The following is a 15,516-nucleotide window of genomic DNA, read 5'->3' as shown; positions in this document are numbered from 1 at the left end:
TGAGCCACCCTCCCCCAATCTCGTGTTCGCGTCTCACCGCGTCGTATAACCGCCGTCGATCACCAGCACTTCGCCGGTGACATAACTTGCCGCCGCCGAGCAGAGGAACAATGCGGCACCCGCCACCTCCTCCGGTTGCCCGACGCGTCCCATCGGGGTCATGCTGCGCCAGGTCGGGAACCAGTCGGGATTGTCGATGCCGCCGCGCGACAGATCGGTCTCGATATAGCCCGGCGCGATGGCGTTGACGCGGATATTCTCGGCGGCAACCTCGCTGGCGAGGCTTTTCGTCATCATGTGGACCGCCGCCTTGGAGGTATTATAGGCGACCTGGTTCTGGGGAATGTTGGACACGATGCCCGATATCGAGCCGATATTGAGGATGGCGCCGCCGCCCTGGCGCCGCATCGGTGCGAGTGCGGCGCGGCAGGCGCGAAAGACGGCATCGACGTTGACGGTCATGATCTCGCGCCAGATGGCATCGGAGAATTCGCCGCTGTCGCCGTGAATGGCGATGCCGGCATTGTTGACGAGGATGTCGAGCCGCCCAGCCCGTGAGAGGGTCTCAGTCACGAGTTCGTCGGCAGCGCTTTCCTTCATCAGGTCGGCGGCGATGAAATCGCAATCGACGCCGGCCCTGGAGAGCCGGTCTTCCGCCGCTGCATTGCGGGTTCGGCCCGTGATGATGACTTTGGCGCCCGCCTCGCCGAGCGCCTCGGCGATGGCAATCCCGATGCCGCGCGTGCCGCCGGTCACCAGTGCCACCTGTCCGTTCAGGCGAAATCTGTCGAAGATCATGGCCGTTTCCTCTTGAGTGGGTTTTCGCGAGTGTTGAAGGCGGATGCACTTTCGTCAGATGTCGGCGCTCTGCGGCAGGATGACGAGGTCGCGGATGGTGATGTTGCGTGGACGCGTCAGCATGAAGAGCACGGCTTCGGCCACTTCGTTCGCCTCCATCAGGCCACCTGCGGCGAGCGCCTCATCCAGCTTCTCCTGCGGCCAATCGCTGAGAAGGGCGGTGACGACTGGGCCTGGAGCGACGGCGCCGACGCGCAAGCCATGCTTGGCCACCTGCCGCCTCAGCGTATGGACGAATGCCTGGACGGCATGTTTCGAGGCCGTGTAGATCGGTTCCCAGACGACGGGGATCATGCCGGCGACGGAACTCGTCAGGATGATATCCCCGGTCTTGCGCTCGACCATATGCGGCAGAACGGCATGCACCGAACGGAATGCGGCGTTGATGTTCAGGTTGAGCATCCGGTCCCAGGCATCCGGGTCACCGCCCAGCACCTCGCCGCCGATATAGGAGCCGGCATTGGCGTGGAAGATGTCCAGCTGGCCGGCTTTTTCCAGAATCTCTGGCATCATCCGTTCGACGCTTTTCGGATCGGTGAGATCGATGACCAAGGGAATGGCGTTGGCGTCGAGTTTCGAGCAGATTTCCTTCAAGGCGTCTTCATTTCGGTCGACCAGCACGACCCGGGCGCCCGCGGCAAGCATAGTCTTGGCGCATTCCAGGCCGATACCCGACGCCGCTCCGGTGACGGCCGCGACTTTTCCAGACAGATCCTGTCCCATTTTCTTCCTCTGCTTTCTGGTTGCTTTAGGCTCGGCCGTGCGAAATCCGCGATCGGCGTGCCAGCGAGTCGACGATGACGGCGACGGCAAGGACAGCGCCGGTGATCATGTATCGAAGCGATGACGACAGATCGAGAAGCGTCAGCCCGCTGGCGATCGACTGGATGACGATGATGCCGAGAAGGGCCGAATAGGCACTGCCGCGCCCGCCGAACAGGCTTGTGCCGCCGATGACCGCCGCGGCGATAGCGTTGAGATTGACGTCGCCAGTGCCGGCCTGCTGACTTGCCGTCGCCAGCCGAGCGGCAGAGAGAACGCCGCCGGTTGCCGCAAGCAGAGCGCACATGACGAAGGCGCTCGTATAGATGCGCGATACGTTGATGCCGGAACGACGGGCAGCTTCCCTGTTGCCGCCGACGGCATGCATGGAGCGTCCCCATTTTGTGCGCGTCAGCGCATAATTCATGGCGGCGGCGAGCCCGACGAAAAGGCCGAACATCCACGGAATGCCGCGCGACTGGTTGAGATAGAATGCGACAGCTTCCAGGGCGAGTGTGATGATGACGGCGCGCAGAAGCAGGCCGCGGGCCGATTTCGCCGACAGGCCGGCCGCCCGCCGGCGCGCCGAGGTGCGGTAGCTGGCGAAGAAGTAGGCAATGCCCGCAAGCGCCACCAGCGCATAGGCGACCGGGTCCGGCATGACCATGATCTGGCCGAAACTCACGAGCCAGGAACCATAGGGAAGATTGATCGAACCGGTCGCTCCGAGGATATAGAGCTGCAGGCCGAGAACCGCGAGCAGCCCGGACAGGGTGGACACGAAGCTCGGCATGCCGAAGCGGTTGAAGACAAACGCGTAGAGCGAGCCAATCAGGGCGCCGACAATCATGGCGGCGAGGACTGCCAGAACCACCGGCCAGCCCTGGTTGACCCAGAAGACGCCGACCAGCGCCGAGGCGAAGCCGCTGACGGAGCCGACGGAAAGGTCGATCTCACCCACCATCAGGATGCAGACGATACCCAGTGAGATGACGCCGACCGTCGAGCAGTCGAACAGCATGTTGACGAGGTTGCTGCTCGAGAGAAACACTGGATTGAGCGCCTGGAACACCGTCCAGATGATCGCCAGGCCGACAATGACTGGCAGCGAACCGAGATCGCCGGAGCGGATGCGATCCCCAAAGGCGCGGATCGAGCCGGCAAGGCTATCGTCATGGTGCACTCTCTCGTCACGTCGGTCGAGGAGCGCCGGTGCTGCCGGTTCATTCTCGATGGTCTTCATCATGGCCTGCCCTCCTCGGTTTGTTGGCTTTGCGCCTTGCGGCGCATCGCGCGGCGGGAGACGGAATTGTTGGATGCGCCGGTGATGGCGCTGACGAGCTGCTCGTTGGATGCGTCGGGCAGCATGGTGCCGTTGTTGCGGCCGAGGCGAAGGACGACAATGCGATCGGCAACGGCGCGCACATCCTCCATGTTGTGGCTGATCATGATGACAGCGAGGCCGCGCTCGCGCACGCGTTCGATGAGGTCAAGCACTTCGGCGGTCTGGGCAACGCCGAGCGCTGCGGTCGGCTCGTCGAGCATGATCAGTTTCGGCTCGAGCAGCAGCGATCGGGCGATCGCCACTGTCTGGCGTTGTCCGCCGGACAGTGAGGCGACGGGCTCGCGCACACTTGGAATGCGCGCGGAAAGCTCGTTCAACAGCTGCCAGGCGCGGATCTCCATGGCGACCTCATCGAGCTGAAACGGACTGAGCTCCTTGCCGAGAAAGATATTGGCGACGACATCGAGATTTTCGCAAAGTGCCAAATCCTGGAAGACAGTTGCAATGCCGAGCCCGAGAGCAGCACTTGGGCTCGGCAGGTTGACCGGCTTGCCCTCGAACAGGATCGTGCCCGAGCTTGGCTGGTGCACGCCGGCCAGGATCTTGACCAGCGTCGATTTGCCGGCGCCATTGTCGCCCACCAGCGCCACGACCTCACCGGCATATACGTCGAGTTCGATATCGGTGAGCGCCGACACCGCCCCGAAGTTCTTCGATATTCCGCGCAGACTGAGGACAGGCTGACGGGAAGGGTCAGGAATATGAGAGGTTTCAGACATCGCCTGGCCTTTCGAAAAAGCGAAAATCGGAAGCGCGGCCGGTGGCCCAGCCGCGCTTTCTCTTGGCTCGATTACTTGGTGATGCCGAGCTTCTTGCAGCCGTCGGCATAGCGGCCGGTGCACAGCTCCTCGGCGGTGTTGATCTTCTTGTCGATGATCTCGGCCTTGAGGTTTTCGGCGGTAACGACGGCAGGGACGAAAAGCTGCGCGGGCGTGTCGTAGAGCGTCATTTCGGCCTTGATCGTTTCTCCGGCCAGAAGCTTCACGGCGACGTTGGCAGCGGCAGCGGCGACGATTTCGCTCGGCTTGGAAATCGTATTGTACTGATCCCCCGCGATGATCAGCTGTAGCGCGGCGATCGTCGCATCATTGCCGGTTACCGGCGGCACCGGATCGACACCGGCAGCCTTGAAGGCTGCGATGGCACCGCCGCCAGTGCCGTCATTTGCAGCGACCACCCCGACGATCTGTTTGCCGAAACGGGTGATCTGACCGCCCGCCCATTGCTGGGCGTTCGCGGGCTGCCAGTTCGGTGTGTCGAATTCGGCAAGCGTCTTGTATCCGCCGCTCGCGAGACCCTCGTGAATGCCATCCTTGATCAGCCCGGCAGCCGCATCGGTCGGTGAACCGTTGATCTGCAGGATGCCGCCGCCATCGGTCGGCACGTTCTGTGCCTTCAGATGCTGGACGAGCGATTCCGCAATCGCCTTGCCGATCGCCTTATTGTCGAATGAGACATAGAAATCCGCCTTGCCCTTCGGGATGGGGCGGTCATAGGCGATGACCTTGACGCCCTGGCTCTGTGCGAGCTGGACGAGCGATGCGGCGGCGGCCGAATCCACCGGGTCCAGCACGATGACCTTGGCGCCTTGCGTGATCGCCGAATTGAACTGTTGCTGCTGTTTTGCGATATCGGCATCGGCGTTCTGATAGAGAACCTTGCACGACGCGCAAAGCTTCTTCATTTCCGCGACGAAGCCCGGGTGGTCGTGCTCCTCGTAGCGGGTCGAGCCCTGGTCGGGCATGAGGAATGCCACTGTCGCATCCGAAACGGCCGTTTGCGCAAAGGCGGACGTACCGCCCAGCAAGGACAGGACAAATACCGCGGCGCCTGCCGCCTGTGTTGAGAATTTCATCATTTCCATCTCCTCCCATTGAAAAAATTGTGTAGTGATCGCACTGTTCTGCTGTGGCCGTTCGGCTGAAGGAACGGTCGCGCCTGTCCCGGCGGTTTGACGTTTTTGAGGACAAGCATCTCCGATCACGAGCCGCTCATCGCGTGCCGCGTTCAAGTCAGTGTCAGTTTTCTTCCTCCTCGTCCCTTGGACGTGCTCGTTCGGCCCCTCTAGGCCGCCTTTGCCACGTTGATATTGTCACCCAACAACCGTCGGAAACGGGAAGGCGTCATGCCTTTTTCCGCGAGAAACTGCCGGTTGAAGTTAGACAGATTGTTGAAGCCGACCTCGAAGCAGATATCGGTGATCGATGCGTGGTCATCGCTCATCAGGATCTGGCAGGCCAGGTTGATACGCAGGCGTTTGACATATTGCACCAGCGACATGCCGGTATGGCGGCGGAAGCCGCGCGAAAAGGCGCCTGTCGATTGTCCAGCAATCGCCGCGAGATCGGCTTCGTCGAAGGATTTGGTCAGGTGTTCCCTGATATAGGCGAGCGCTTTGTTGATGCCGGCCGACATGTAACCGGAGGGATCGGGCAGATAGCTCGGGCTGGCGAGAAGCTGCGCATCCTGTGCGCGGCTGAGCAGGCCGACGATCATCATGAAAAGCTCGATACGGCGCACACCATGAGCCTGCTGCACCTCGTTCATTAGAGGCGCAACCTGCCGGCTGGTATCGGCGCCGAAGAGCACACCTCGGCGGGAGGCTTCGAGAACAGGTTCAAATGGGCCGAGTTCGGCCAGCACCTTCATCGTATCGCTGATGAAGCCCTCGCTGAACTGGATGAGCTGGCATCGAAGCGGGATGCTCGATCCCGTCGGGACATCGCTGATCCAGTTATGTGGAAGATTAGGCCCGGCAAGCACAAGATTACCAGGCTCGAACTCGCCGATGAAGTCGCCGACGAAATACCGTCCTGTTGTCGCCACGACGAGATGAAGTTCGTATTCCGGGTGAAAATGCCAACGAACCGTATGGTAGGGATAGCCATGCGCCTTCGTTGCGAAAGATTCGCCCGGGCGGATCTGAATGACTTCCAAGTCAGGTTCCATTGTTTCCTCCTCCGAGGACGGTTCCAAGCCGCCCGCCAAATTCCCTTTTTGGCTTTATTGTTAAGGGGAGTGTAGTGGGCTCGTGTCATGCCCGCCACCACGATTCCCGGCTAAAACCGATACTTTTTTGACAATCGGCGCTGCGTAGCCGGTGTAAAGACGGCAGTAATCCGCTTTGCCCATCGTCCAAGGGCGGGCCTCAGGCGGCCAAGGCGGCAATCACGTTTCTGACTAGCGCAGAAGAAGACAGCCGGCTCGTGGCGCAGCTCGGGGTGCCGATCGCGCCGACACGCACGGAAACGCCGCCGCGCGCATTGGCGATCGCAAACATCGACTCGTCGGTCAGATCATCGCCGATGGTAATCGGGCAGCGGTTCTTGAAGGGGTCGGACTGGAAGAACCGCTCCAGCGCATCGCCCTTGCTCGACCGTGCTGGACGCAGCTCGAATACCATCTTGCCGAGCTGCAATGCCCAGTTTGGCCCGGCGAGCTCCGCATAGTAGTGCATGCGGTCTTCGAGCACCTTTTCATATTCGGGCGCGAGCCGGTAATGGGCGGCAACGGCCGCACCCTTATCCTCGATCAAGACTCCAGGATAGTGCTCGGCTTCCGCGGTCAGCGCATGCTTCAGCGCCTGAAACTCAGCTGTGGCCTCGATCGTCTGCATGCCCGCCGCGTTCCTGATTTCCGCGCCGTGAAGGCCTGCTGTCGGAAATGCAAAGGGTTTAAACAGCTCGTCTGCATAAGCAAGCGATCGGCCGGTGACCAACGCCAGGGCGCCGCCGAGCTTGTTCGACAGGCGGTGAAGTTGTCCGGGAAGCGCCTCCGGGACCTCGATCGCATCCGGTGTGGGCGCGAGATTGAGCAGCGTCCCGTCGATATCGAGAAACATCGCCCAATGATCCGGCTCTTCCAAGACCAGTGAAAGCATTTCCTGAGTAGCGTCGTCGTCCTGCACGGCATTCTCCAAACTCTGCAATCACTGAAGCTAGGTCGCTGGCCGACAAGGACAAGGTGGCTTTTCAGACTCCGGAACATCCGGAGGCTAGTCCGCGTTGTATCTCGCCGCCCGTTCGAGCACTCGCGCCGTAGAAGGTACATTGATGGCCAAAAGCAGTTCCGATCCCCGTGATGAGGTCAATGCCCCGTTGGCACATGGCGCGTTAAACCTGCCATTGGTGACGATCGACGATTACAACAACGAACTGCGTGACAAAGATGGTTTCGTTGGCGACAACGCCAACAAGAAGACTTTTCAGTTGAAGCTCGACGATTGGAGAAAACGCATCCGCAAGGTCGGAGACGATCCGCTCGGCAACGCCGCCACGGAGAAGCTTTCCAAGAAGAAGATCGATGCCTTTCTCAAGGGCGACGATATGGAGGCGGCGGCATTGGTCATGGGGGCGGTGGAGGACTTCTCCCAGGACTTTGCCGACGTGATCGGAAAGTTCCTGAAGGACAAGCGCTGGGTCAAGACGGAACGCATCGTCGTCGGCGGCGGCTTCCGGGAGAGCCGCTTTGGCGAGCTGGCGATCGCCAGGACCATGGTTATTCTCAAGGTGGCCGGCGTCGACGTCGAGGTCGTGCCGATCGTTCATCACCCCGATGAGGCCGGACTGATCGGCGCGGTCCACCTAATGCCGCGCTGGATGTTCAAAGGCCACGAGGCGATGCTCGCTGTCGATATCGGCGGCACGAATGTTCGCGCCGGCGTCGTTCAATTCGGAAAGGACGACGTGCCGAATTTTGCGGATGCAAGTGTCTGGGAATCCGCCATCTGGCGTCATGCCGACGATGAGCCAAGCCGCACCGCCACCATCGAGAAGTTGGCCGCGATGTTGCGGGATTTGATCGGCAAGGCCGAAAAGGCCAATCTCAAGCCGGCGCCCATCATCGGGATCGCATGCCCCGGCATCATCAAAGCCGATGGCTCCATCGAACGCGGCGGACAAAACTTGCCGGGCGGAAACTGGGAGAGCGACAGCTTCAACCTTCCTGCCGCACTGATGAAGGCCATTCCGGAGATCGGCGAGGACAGCACATTCGTGATGGTGCACAACGATGCCGTCGTGCAGGGATTGTCGCAGATCCCTTTTATGAACGACGTGTCGAGATGGGCGGTGCTGACCATCGGCACGGGCTTGGGCAATGCGCACTTTACCAATCGCGAGGGAACGAAGGCGCGGTAATAGAATCCTGCCTCGCGCAACCCTGCTAGCAAGGAACGGGGCTCGACCGGAGCCGTGGAGCATTATGGTAAATAGCAGGTAAACAAGAAGGAATTCCGCTGACGGAAGCGAACTCGCCAATAAGTTCCGCTAGGAAAGATGACCGCTTTGCCGAACAGGGTGAGATCTGGTTGATCAGGCTAGGGGCAAACGTCTTTACCGACGTATGATCCCGATTAGCAGTATCGATCTTACCCACCGCGACCTGATTCGCCTAGCATGCGCTGTTGTGATCTTCGCGGGGGATGACGCCCCCCGGGATATCGGAAACCTATTCGCGCACAACTGCCGGCATCTGATCGGACCGGTGTCATCTGTCTGGCCTGGCGATCGATCGGATCTCCGGACAAACGATCCCCCACCTTTCAACGCCCCTGCCCTCAGTATTCTGCCGACTTAGACCGGCAAGAAAATCCAGGCCACACCTCCCCTCCCCGATAGCACGTAGCAACAGCGCTCGCTGGAGTGAGCCCCACACTGAAATCTCGGAATTCCGGCGATGCCGCATGATCGGAGAACAACGCCGGTTCGCCGGTGCGCGGGCAAAGATTCAGTTTCGCACGGCAGTCCGCTCCTGCGCGCCACTCTTCGATCTTTGCGCGCAGAAGAGATCCGAGACGGCGAGCGTCGCTGCCGAAGGCCGCATTTCAGAGCGGCGCTTGAAGATGGAGGTCTCCCCTCCCCTTTCCCGCGTGGCATCGGAAAAGATGGTGATAACGCCGACGGGCGGTTCTCGGCAGGTTCAAATTGCGCTTATCTCTACGGCTTCACGCAATCGATGCGCAGACGAAAGATAGATCATGAACTTCAAGGGAATAAGCGCTCCGCTCAATGCCGGTCGTCTCGAACAAATGCTGAGCCTTGCTCAGCCACGCCGCGTTGCCCAAATCCAAGACGCAGATGACAAGGCCTCCGGCAGCGAATCCGTCCGCGGGCTGGAAGCCGAAAGCCCTTGCCGTTGTCTGCCTATAAATGAAAAACGGATTGCCTGATCCGGCGTGCCAAAGCGGCGGATGTTTTTTCAAGTGAGTCGGTAATGGCGCTCTGTCGTATCGAATATGCTGAAGTGCGTTAGGGCCGGCCGTCGATGGATGCGGACACGGCCGCCATTGTCAGCTGACAACTGAGCTAAGATTCCGGAATTCCACATGATTTTTTCGTCGAATCCGGTTTGTTATCCATTGGCTAACCAAGAAATCGCTTGACGGAATCGGCAGACTCACGATCATTTGCGCAAAATGACCCGATTTATCAGGATTTGCGTGAATGCCGACCAAGGCCGCGATTGTTGAGAAAGCCAAGAGAGCGAGTCGAGTTTCGATCGACGAGACGATCGCGCAGGACTCGACGATGCTCAGCAGTCAGTTGCAGGTGCTGTTCGAGCGGTTGTTTTCGCCCGATGCCCGCAAATCGCTACGGCGGTTCAGCAGCACAGAGACTGCCAAGCTGCTCGGCGTTACCGACAGCTACGTTCGCCACCTCGCCGCCCAGGTGGAAAGCATCAATCCGGAAAAGACGGCGGCCGGGCGACGGGTGTTCTCGCTTGAGGAAATCCATGCAATGCGCCACCATCTCGGGCGCACCAAACCCTCCTATCTGCCGATGCGCCGGCCGGGTGACCATCTGCAGGTGATCGCCGTCACCAATTTCAAAGGCGGCTCCGGCAAGACGACGACATCGATCCACCTGGCGCAGTTCCTGGCTCTTCGCGGCTACCGCGTGCTTGCCGTCGATCTCGATCCGCAGGCATCGATGTCGGCGATGCTCGGATATCAGCCCGAATTCGACGTCGGCGAAAACGAGACGCTTTACGGTGCCATCAAATATGACGAAACGCGACGCGACGTAGCCGACATCGTCCGCCAGACCTATTTTCCGGGGCTCGATCTCATTCCCGGCAATCTCGAACTGCACGAGTTCGAGCACGATACTCCAAAGGCGCTTGCCGACACCAACCGCGACGACAAGGACATGTTCTTCATGCGGGTCGGCAATGCGCTGCATTCGCTGGAGCAGAGCTACGATGTCGTCATCATCGATTGCCCGCCGACCCTCGGCTTCCTGACACTGTCTGCTCTCTGCGCTGCCACCTCCGTCCTCATCACCGTCCATCCGCAGATGCTCGACGTGGCGTCGATGAACCAGTTCCTGACGATGACCTCCGACCTTCTGGCCGTGGTCAAGCAGGCAGGCGGCAATCTCGATTATGATTGGATGCGCTATCTGATCACCCGCTATGAGGCCAATGATGGACCGCAGGCGCAGATCGTCGCCTTCCTGCGGAGTCTGTTCGGCGAGCGCGTGCTGACCTCGATGATGGTCAAGTCGACAGCGGTCTCGGATGCGGGCCTGTCCAAGCAGACAATCTACGAGGCGGGACGCGAGACGATGCATCGCCAGACCTATGACCGCGGGGTGGAATCCGTCGACAGCGTCAATGCCGAGGTCGAGCAACTCATTCGCAGTGCATGGAGCAGGACATGAGCCCAAAAGGACGCGACATCCTGAAGAGCATGGTCGGTGCCGTCGAACCGACACGACCGGAGGTGCCAAGCGTGCAACAGCCGCACCGGCCATCGGGAGCGGTCAAGGCGATGAACCTGTCGCTTGGACGGCTGGGAGAGGAAGCAGCCGCCGCCAAGGCGCTGCGCGAATCGCTGGCCTCCGGTGACAAGGTGCTGGAGATCGATCCGGCTGCCATCGAAATGTCCTTCATCCGCGACCGTATCCCGGTCGACAAGGATGCCGAGTTCGAGCGATTGAAGCAGTCCATCCAGGAAAGCGGACAGCAGGTTCCGATTCTGGTGCGGCCGGACCCGGTAAGGGCCGGGCACTACCAGGCCGCTTATGGCCACAGGCGCCTGCGGGCGGCTGCAGAGATCGGGGTTCCTGTTAAGGCCGTCGTGCGAAAGCTCACAGATGAAGAGCTGATCCTCGCACAGGGTCAGGAAAATGGCCCCCGTGTCGACTTGAGTTTTATCGAGCGGGCACTGTTTGCACGCCGCATGGATGAACATGGCTTCAGCCGCGACATGATCGCCAGGGCGCTGGCGACAGACAAGCCGGAAACGTCAAGGCTCCTGCAGGTGGCTCAGACGATCGACCCCGAGATCATTCTTGCCATCGGGCCGGCCCCCAAGGTCGGGCGCCCACGCTGGTTGGCGTTTGCCGAGAAATTCAGGGAGATGGGCGGGCAGAAAAAGGCGCAGGCCGTAATCAGTGCCGCTGGTTTCGGGACGTTGGAGACCAATAGCCGCTTCGACGTCATCTGGAAGGCGGTAGAGGAGAGGAGCGTACCGCAGCGGGCCGAGCAGACGCTCCGGACCCAAGGCGGCGCTCCACTTGCTTTGGTGGCCCGCTCTGGCAAAACCCTTCGCATCACCGTCAAATCGGCGGCGTTTTCGGAATTCCTGGCTCAGCGGTTGGTAGGCCTCGCCGCCGAGTTCGAAGAGGAAAATGTGGGAAAATGAGGCAGTTAGACCGGTTGTCAGCTGACAATTCGGACAGGAGATAACGCGCAAAAGAAAAAAGCCCCCGAACGTCACCGTCACGGAAGCTTTCCTCGTAGTCTTGAACACCTCCGAGAATCGCACTTCCGAGAATCGCTGTCAAGAGTTTTTGGCGCCGTTTTGGTGAGCGGATTTCTTTTGCCTCGTTGAGGTGGAAGATATGGAAACCGGAAGTGTGACGACGCCCTTTGGGCGGCGGTCGATGACGCTTGGCATGCTCGCAAGCCAGGTCATGGCCGGGGAGATCAAACCGGATCAGTCGGTCGATAAGTGGAAATTGTTTCGCGCGCTGTGCGAAGCAAAGCCGCTGCTCGGCATCGGCGATCGGTCGCTTGCCGTGCTCAACGCTCTTTTGAGCTTTTATCCGAAGAATGAGCTGGCCCAGGGAAACGGTTTGATCGTCTTCCCGTCGAATATCCAGCTTTCGCTCAGAACGCATGGCATGGCCGAACAGACTGTGCGGCGTCATCTCGCCGCGCTCGTCGAGGCAGGTCTTCTGGTGCGCAAGGATAGCCCCAACGGCAAGCGTTACGTCCGCAGGGACAGGGCAGGGGAGGTCGATGAGGCGTTCGGCTTCTCGCTGGCGCCGCTGCTTGCCCGTGCCGAGGAGATCGAGCAGCTCGCGGCCGAGGTGATGGCTGAGCGGCTGCATGTCCAGCGCCTGCGTGAACGCATCACCCTTTGCCGCCGTGACATTGCCAAACTGATCGAAGCGGCCGTTGAGGAAGAGATCCCTGGGGATTGGCAAGGCCTATACCGCGAATTCCGGGACCTGATCGATGGCCTGCCGCGATCGCCGACGACAGCGCAGCTTGAACTGTTGCTGGATGAATTGACGGCCCTGCGCACAGATATTCTTAACCGGCTGGAAATTCGGGTTAAATCAACAAAACAGCGCGGCAATGCCGATTATATCGAGCGTCACATACAGAATTCAAACCCCGACTCCTTCTCTGAACTTGAACCAGGCTTCGAAACGAAGCAGGGCGCGATAGCTGAGCAAGACAATGACCGAGGGGCCGGGATGCCAGAGAAGGGGAGGGGTGAGGCAGCCCACCCGCGCGGGCAGAAGAAGGAGGAAGAGCAAAGTCGACAGCCGGGCGCCCGCAATGACGGTGGCGGACTGAAATCCTTTCCGCTCGGACTGGTTCTGCAGGCCTGCCCGGAAATCCTTGCCTATGGGCCGGATGGCGAAATCCGCAACTGGCGCGATCTGATGGCCGCAGCCGTCATCGTTCGATCGATGCTGGGCGTCAGTCCGTCGGCCTACGAGGAGGCAGCCAATGTGATGGGTCCGGAAAACGCCGCGACCGTGATGGCATGCATCCTGGAGCGCGGCGGCCACATTAATTCGGCCGGTGGCTATCTTCGTGGCCTGACGCGGCGAAGCGAAAAGGGAGAATTCGCGATCGGCCCGATGCTGATGGCGCTTCTGCGCGCAAACGCCCCGGCGGGCCGGAAGGTTGGATAGTGTTCAACCTCCGTGTGGCAGCGTGTGGCTAAGCGCGGATAAGCCTTCGCTCCAGAAAACTCTGCATGTCGCGCCGGCCGTCTACGACGCAGTAGACGACGACATCCGTGCCCAGGATTCGATAGATCATGCGCCACGGCTTATGGTGCAGTTCCCGATATTCGGAAATTCCGATACCCGCCAATTCCTTCGGAATATTTCCGCGGGCGGGAAATTCTTCAAGCTCGGCGCAGGCGCTCTCGATTTCGGTGAGGATGCGCTCTGCCGTCTCGGCGCCGTCGCGGCTAGCGATGAAGCGATAGAGATCCTCGATGTCGCGTTCCGCGTCCTCAGCGAAAAGAACACGATATGGCATCAGGATTGGCTGTCCGCCAGACGTTTGCGGATGCGCGCGAAGGATTCCACAGCGGGGCGCAGTTTGCCCTCCTCGACTTGCCGGTTGGTGAGCGCCAGCACCTTCAGGAGCGCCAGTGTCTCCTGTGTTTCTTCATATTGGCCGACGTCCTGAAGGATGGCTTTCGCCTCTCCGTGAAGCGTAATGACGACCGGCTGCGGATTATCCTTCAGCGTCCGGATGATCTCCGGCGCATGCGCCTTGAGGTAGCTGATCGGCTTGACCTGTTCTGACAGCTTCATGCGATTACTCCCTTTCGACCAGAATATAGACCATCAAGTGGTCGATTGAAAGAAGCCTTTCAATGCCGGCGGCGCACATTCCCGGCATCCGATTTTCCATCTTGGGTGCGGCCGGTTTTTTCACTCAGCGTATTCGAAAGAGAATGTCATTTCTTATAATGAAGTTTGTCTACTGAAGCGTAATGGTTGGGAAGGGGCTAGCGGGAGAAATAACAAACGATATTTATAGACTATATAGATAATTGTTTTCGTGATTCGGCCGCTCCTGCGATCAGCAGGGACCGGTGAGCGACACGGGGCTTGAATGACGAAATGTCTCGATGACGTTCTGAGCTTCAGGGAGAATGTATTTGACATATGATGTTATCGTGGTCGGTTCCGGTTTTTCAGCGATCGCGGTTACCTGCAATCTCATCGAGCAGCTTCCCGCTTCGGCGAAGGTCGCCGTCGTCGGCGACGATCCTGGCTTTGGCCGTGGGACGGCGTACCGGACGGAGCTCTATCTCCATCGCCTCAATGTTCCCGCCGGCCGCATGAGCCTGCTGCCGCATCAACCCGACGACTTTGTCGACTGGCTGAAAAGCCATGGACGCCCGTTGCAGGCCGGCGATTTCGCCTCGCGCAGCGATTACGGTCTTTATGTCCGCGATACACTTGCACGGCTGCTTCGAAAACGGGACGGCCGTTGCCGGGTCGATTTTATCAAGGCCAAGGCGGCGGGATGCGTGGAACGTTACAGCAGCACGCTGGCCTTCCATCTCGGCAACGGCGACGAGATTGCCGGAAGGAACGTGGTGCTCTGCCTGGGCGTCGGGAACGCGACCCTTCCGGTCGCTCCGGACGGGGTCCCGGCATCGCTGCGATCGCGGATCATCGAGAACCCGTGGCGGCTTTCGTGGCTGAGGCGCGTCGCACCATCCGATGCGGTGTGTATTCTCGGATCCGGCTTGACGATGATCGATCAGGTTCTCGCGCTTCGCGCCCATGGCCATAGCGGCAAGATCGATGTGCTTTCGCGGCGCGGGCTCGCACCGCTCGGACACGCGTGGAAGCCGCCAGTGCCTCTGCCGATCGACGTTCAGAGACTTCCGGAGACGATCAGCGGCATATTGAAGACCCTGCGGGCAAAGAGCAGGACGGTTGCCGATTGGCGAGCCGTGATGGACGGTCTGAGGCCTGCAACGCAGGCTCTCTGGCAACGGCTTTCGAGCGAGGAACGCGCACGCTTCCTCAGGCATGCGCTTCCCTGGTGGAACATCCATCGTCACCGGGTCGCGCCTGACGTGTTCGACAAGTTTGAGAAGCTGGTCTTAGACGGAACCGTTCGTTTCCACGCGGGCTTCCTGAAATCGCTCGGGGCTGAGGAGGGCCGCTCGTTGCCAGCTACAGGGTCAGAGCGACGCGCGAGATCGCCGAGATCCGGGCGGACTGGCTCGTCAACTGCACGGGAATGGAACGGGCCGGGATCAGTCATTCACCGCTTTTGAAGGAGATGAGCCGCTTTGAGTTGATCGTCCCCGATCCTCTCGGCCTCGGGATCCAGGTGGATGCCGCTTCCGAGGTGATAGCCCCGTCCCGGATCTCGCCTGCCCGACTATTCGCGGTCGGCGCCCTGACGGCAGGACAATTCTGGGAGATCACGGCCGTTCCGGATATTCGGGTGCAGGCCAAGGCCGTGGTCGAGGAGATCGTTTCAAGAGGCTAGCTCCCGTCTGAAAAGACGCGCGGCGCTATAGCTCGGCACGGCGCTTGTTGAAT

14 protein-coding genes and 1 pseudogene are annotated in these 15,516 nt (G+C 60.2%); 6 read left to right on the top strand and 9 right to left on the bottom strand.

Features of this window, described 5'->3' with window-relative positions:
* Nucleotides 1-33 precede the first annotated feature (33 nt).
* From B5P46_RS25935 to otsB, 7 genes are all read right to left on the bottom strand, one after another.
* Nucleotides 34-798, bottom strand: a complete 765-nt coding sequence (locus B5P46_RS25935) for an SDR family NAD(P)-dependent oxidoreductase (protein WP_129421231.1) — start codon at nucleotides 796-798, stop codon at nucleotides 34-36.
* Nucleotides 799-852: 54 nt separating this feature from the next.
* The gene (locus tag B5P46_RS25930; RefSeq protein WP_020047785.1) at nucleotides 853-1,581 is read right to left on the bottom strand and encodes an SDR family oxidoreductase; all 729 of its coding nucleotides are present in this window, start codon (nucleotides 1,579-1,581) and stop codon (nucleotides 853-855) included.
* A gap of 25 nt (nucleotides 1,582-1,606) precedes the next feature.
* A complete protein-coding gene (locus B5P46_RS25925; protein ID WP_129421230.1) occupies nucleotides 1,607-2,866 on the bottom strand; it encodes a sugar ABC transporter permease in 1,260 nt (419 codons plus the stop codon).
* Nucleotides 2,863-3,684 carry an ATP-binding cassette domain-containing protein gene (locus B5P46_RS25920; protein ID WP_129421229.1) on the bottom strand — a complete coding sequence of 274 codons (822 nt, stop codon included), beginning with the start codon at nucleotides 3,682-3,684 and terminating at the stop codon, nucleotides 2,863-2,865. Before B5P46_RS25920 ends, B5P46_RS25925 begins: the two co-directional genes overlap by 4 nt.
* 71 nt (nucleotides 3,685-3,755) lie before the next feature.
* Nucleotides 3,756-4,829, bottom strand: coding sequence for an ABC transporter substrate-binding protein (locus B5P46_RS25915; protein WP_206735403.1), 1,074 nt, complete (start codon nucleotides 4,827-4,829; stop codon nucleotides 3,756-3,758).
* Nucleotides 4,830-5,029: 200 nt separating this feature from the next.
* Nucleotides 5,030-5,914: a helix-turn-helix domain-containing protein gene (locus tag B5P46_RS25910; protein ID WP_129421228.1), complete on the bottom strand. Its 885-nt coding sequence runs from the start codon at nucleotides 5,912-5,914 to the stop codon at nucleotides 5,030-5,032.
* A 199-nt stretch (nucleotides 5,915-6,113) separates the two neighbouring features.
* A complete protein-coding gene (otsB, locus tag B5P46_RS25905) occupies nucleotides 6,114-6,893 on the bottom strand; it encodes a trehalose-phosphatase (protein WP_206735402.1) in 780 nt (259 codons plus the stop codon).
* 124 nt (nucleotides 6,894-7,017) lie between these two features.
* On the opposite strand from otsB, the gene B5P46_RS25900 reads away from it, so the two are divergent.
* From B5P46_RS25900 to repC, 5 genes are all read left to right on the top strand, one after another.
* Nucleotides 7,018-8,103 carry an ROK family protein gene (locus tag B5P46_RS25900; protein WP_129421226.1) on the top strand — a complete coding sequence of 362 codons (1,086 nt, stop codon included), beginning with the start codon at nucleotides 7,018-7,020 and terminating at the stop codon, nucleotides 8,101-8,103.
* A gap of 839 nt (nucleotides 8,104-8,942) precedes the next feature.
* Nucleotides 8,943-9,134, top strand: coding sequence for a hypothetical protein (locus tag B5P46_RS25895; RefSeq protein WP_129421225.1), 192 nt, complete (start codon nucleotides 8,943-8,945; stop codon nucleotides 9,132-9,134).
* A gap of 274 nt (nucleotides 9,135-9,408) precedes the next feature.
* Complete coding sequence (gene repA, locus B5P46_RS25890) at nucleotides 9,409-10,626, top strand: plasmid partitioning protein RepA (RefSeq protein WP_017958286.1); 1,218 nt, start codon at nucleotides 9,409-9,411, stop codon at nucleotides 10,624-10,626.
* Complete coding sequence (gene repB, locus B5P46_RS25885) at nucleotides 10,623-11,612, top strand: plasmid partitioning protein RepB (protein WP_129421387.1); 990 nt, start codon at nucleotides 10,623-10,625, stop codon at nucleotides 11,610-11,612. Before repA ends, repB begins: the two co-directional genes overlap by 4 nt.
* Nucleotides 11,613-11,811: 199 nt before the next feature.
* On the top strand, nucleotides 11,812-13,122 hold the full coding sequence (gene repC / locus B5P46_RS25880; protein WP_129421224.1) for a plasmid replication protein RepC: 1,311 nt from the start codon (nucleotides 11,812-11,814) through the stop codon (nucleotides 13,120-13,122).
* Nucleotides 13,123-13,150: 28 nt separating this feature from the next.
* Here repC and B5P46_RS25875 read toward each other — a convergent pair whose 3' ends face one another.
* Nucleotides 13,151-13,477, bottom strand: a complete 327-nt coding sequence (locus B5P46_RS25875; RefSeq protein WP_027682968.1) for a type II toxin-antitoxin system RelE/ParE family toxin — start codon at nucleotides 13,475-13,477, stop codon at nucleotides 13,151-13,153.
* The gene (locus tag B5P46_RS25870; RefSeq protein ID WP_129421223.1) at nucleotides 13,477-13,758 is read right to left on the bottom strand and encodes a type II toxin-antitoxin system Phd/YefM family antitoxin; all 282 of its coding nucleotides are present in this window, start codon (nucleotides 13,756-13,758) and stop codon (nucleotides 13,477-13,479) included. Before B5P46_RS25870 ends, B5P46_RS25875 begins: the two co-directional genes overlap by 1 nt.
* A gap of 344 nt (nucleotides 13,759-14,102) precedes the next feature.
* Here B5P46_RS25870 and B5P46_RS25865 point away from each other — a divergent pair.
* A pseudogene (locus tag B5P46_RS25865) lies at nucleotides 14,103-15,463 on the top strand (FAD/NAD(P)-binding protein).
* Nucleotides 15,464-15,516: the final 53 nt, after the last annotated feature.

This window comes from Rhizobium leguminosarum, from assembly GCF_004123835.1.
Lineage (GTDB): Bacteria > Pseudomonadota > Alphaproteobacteria > Rhizobiales > Rhizobiaceae > Rhizobium > Rhizobium leguminosarum_M.
This window is presented reverse-complemented; position numbering and strand designations above follow the sequence as displayed.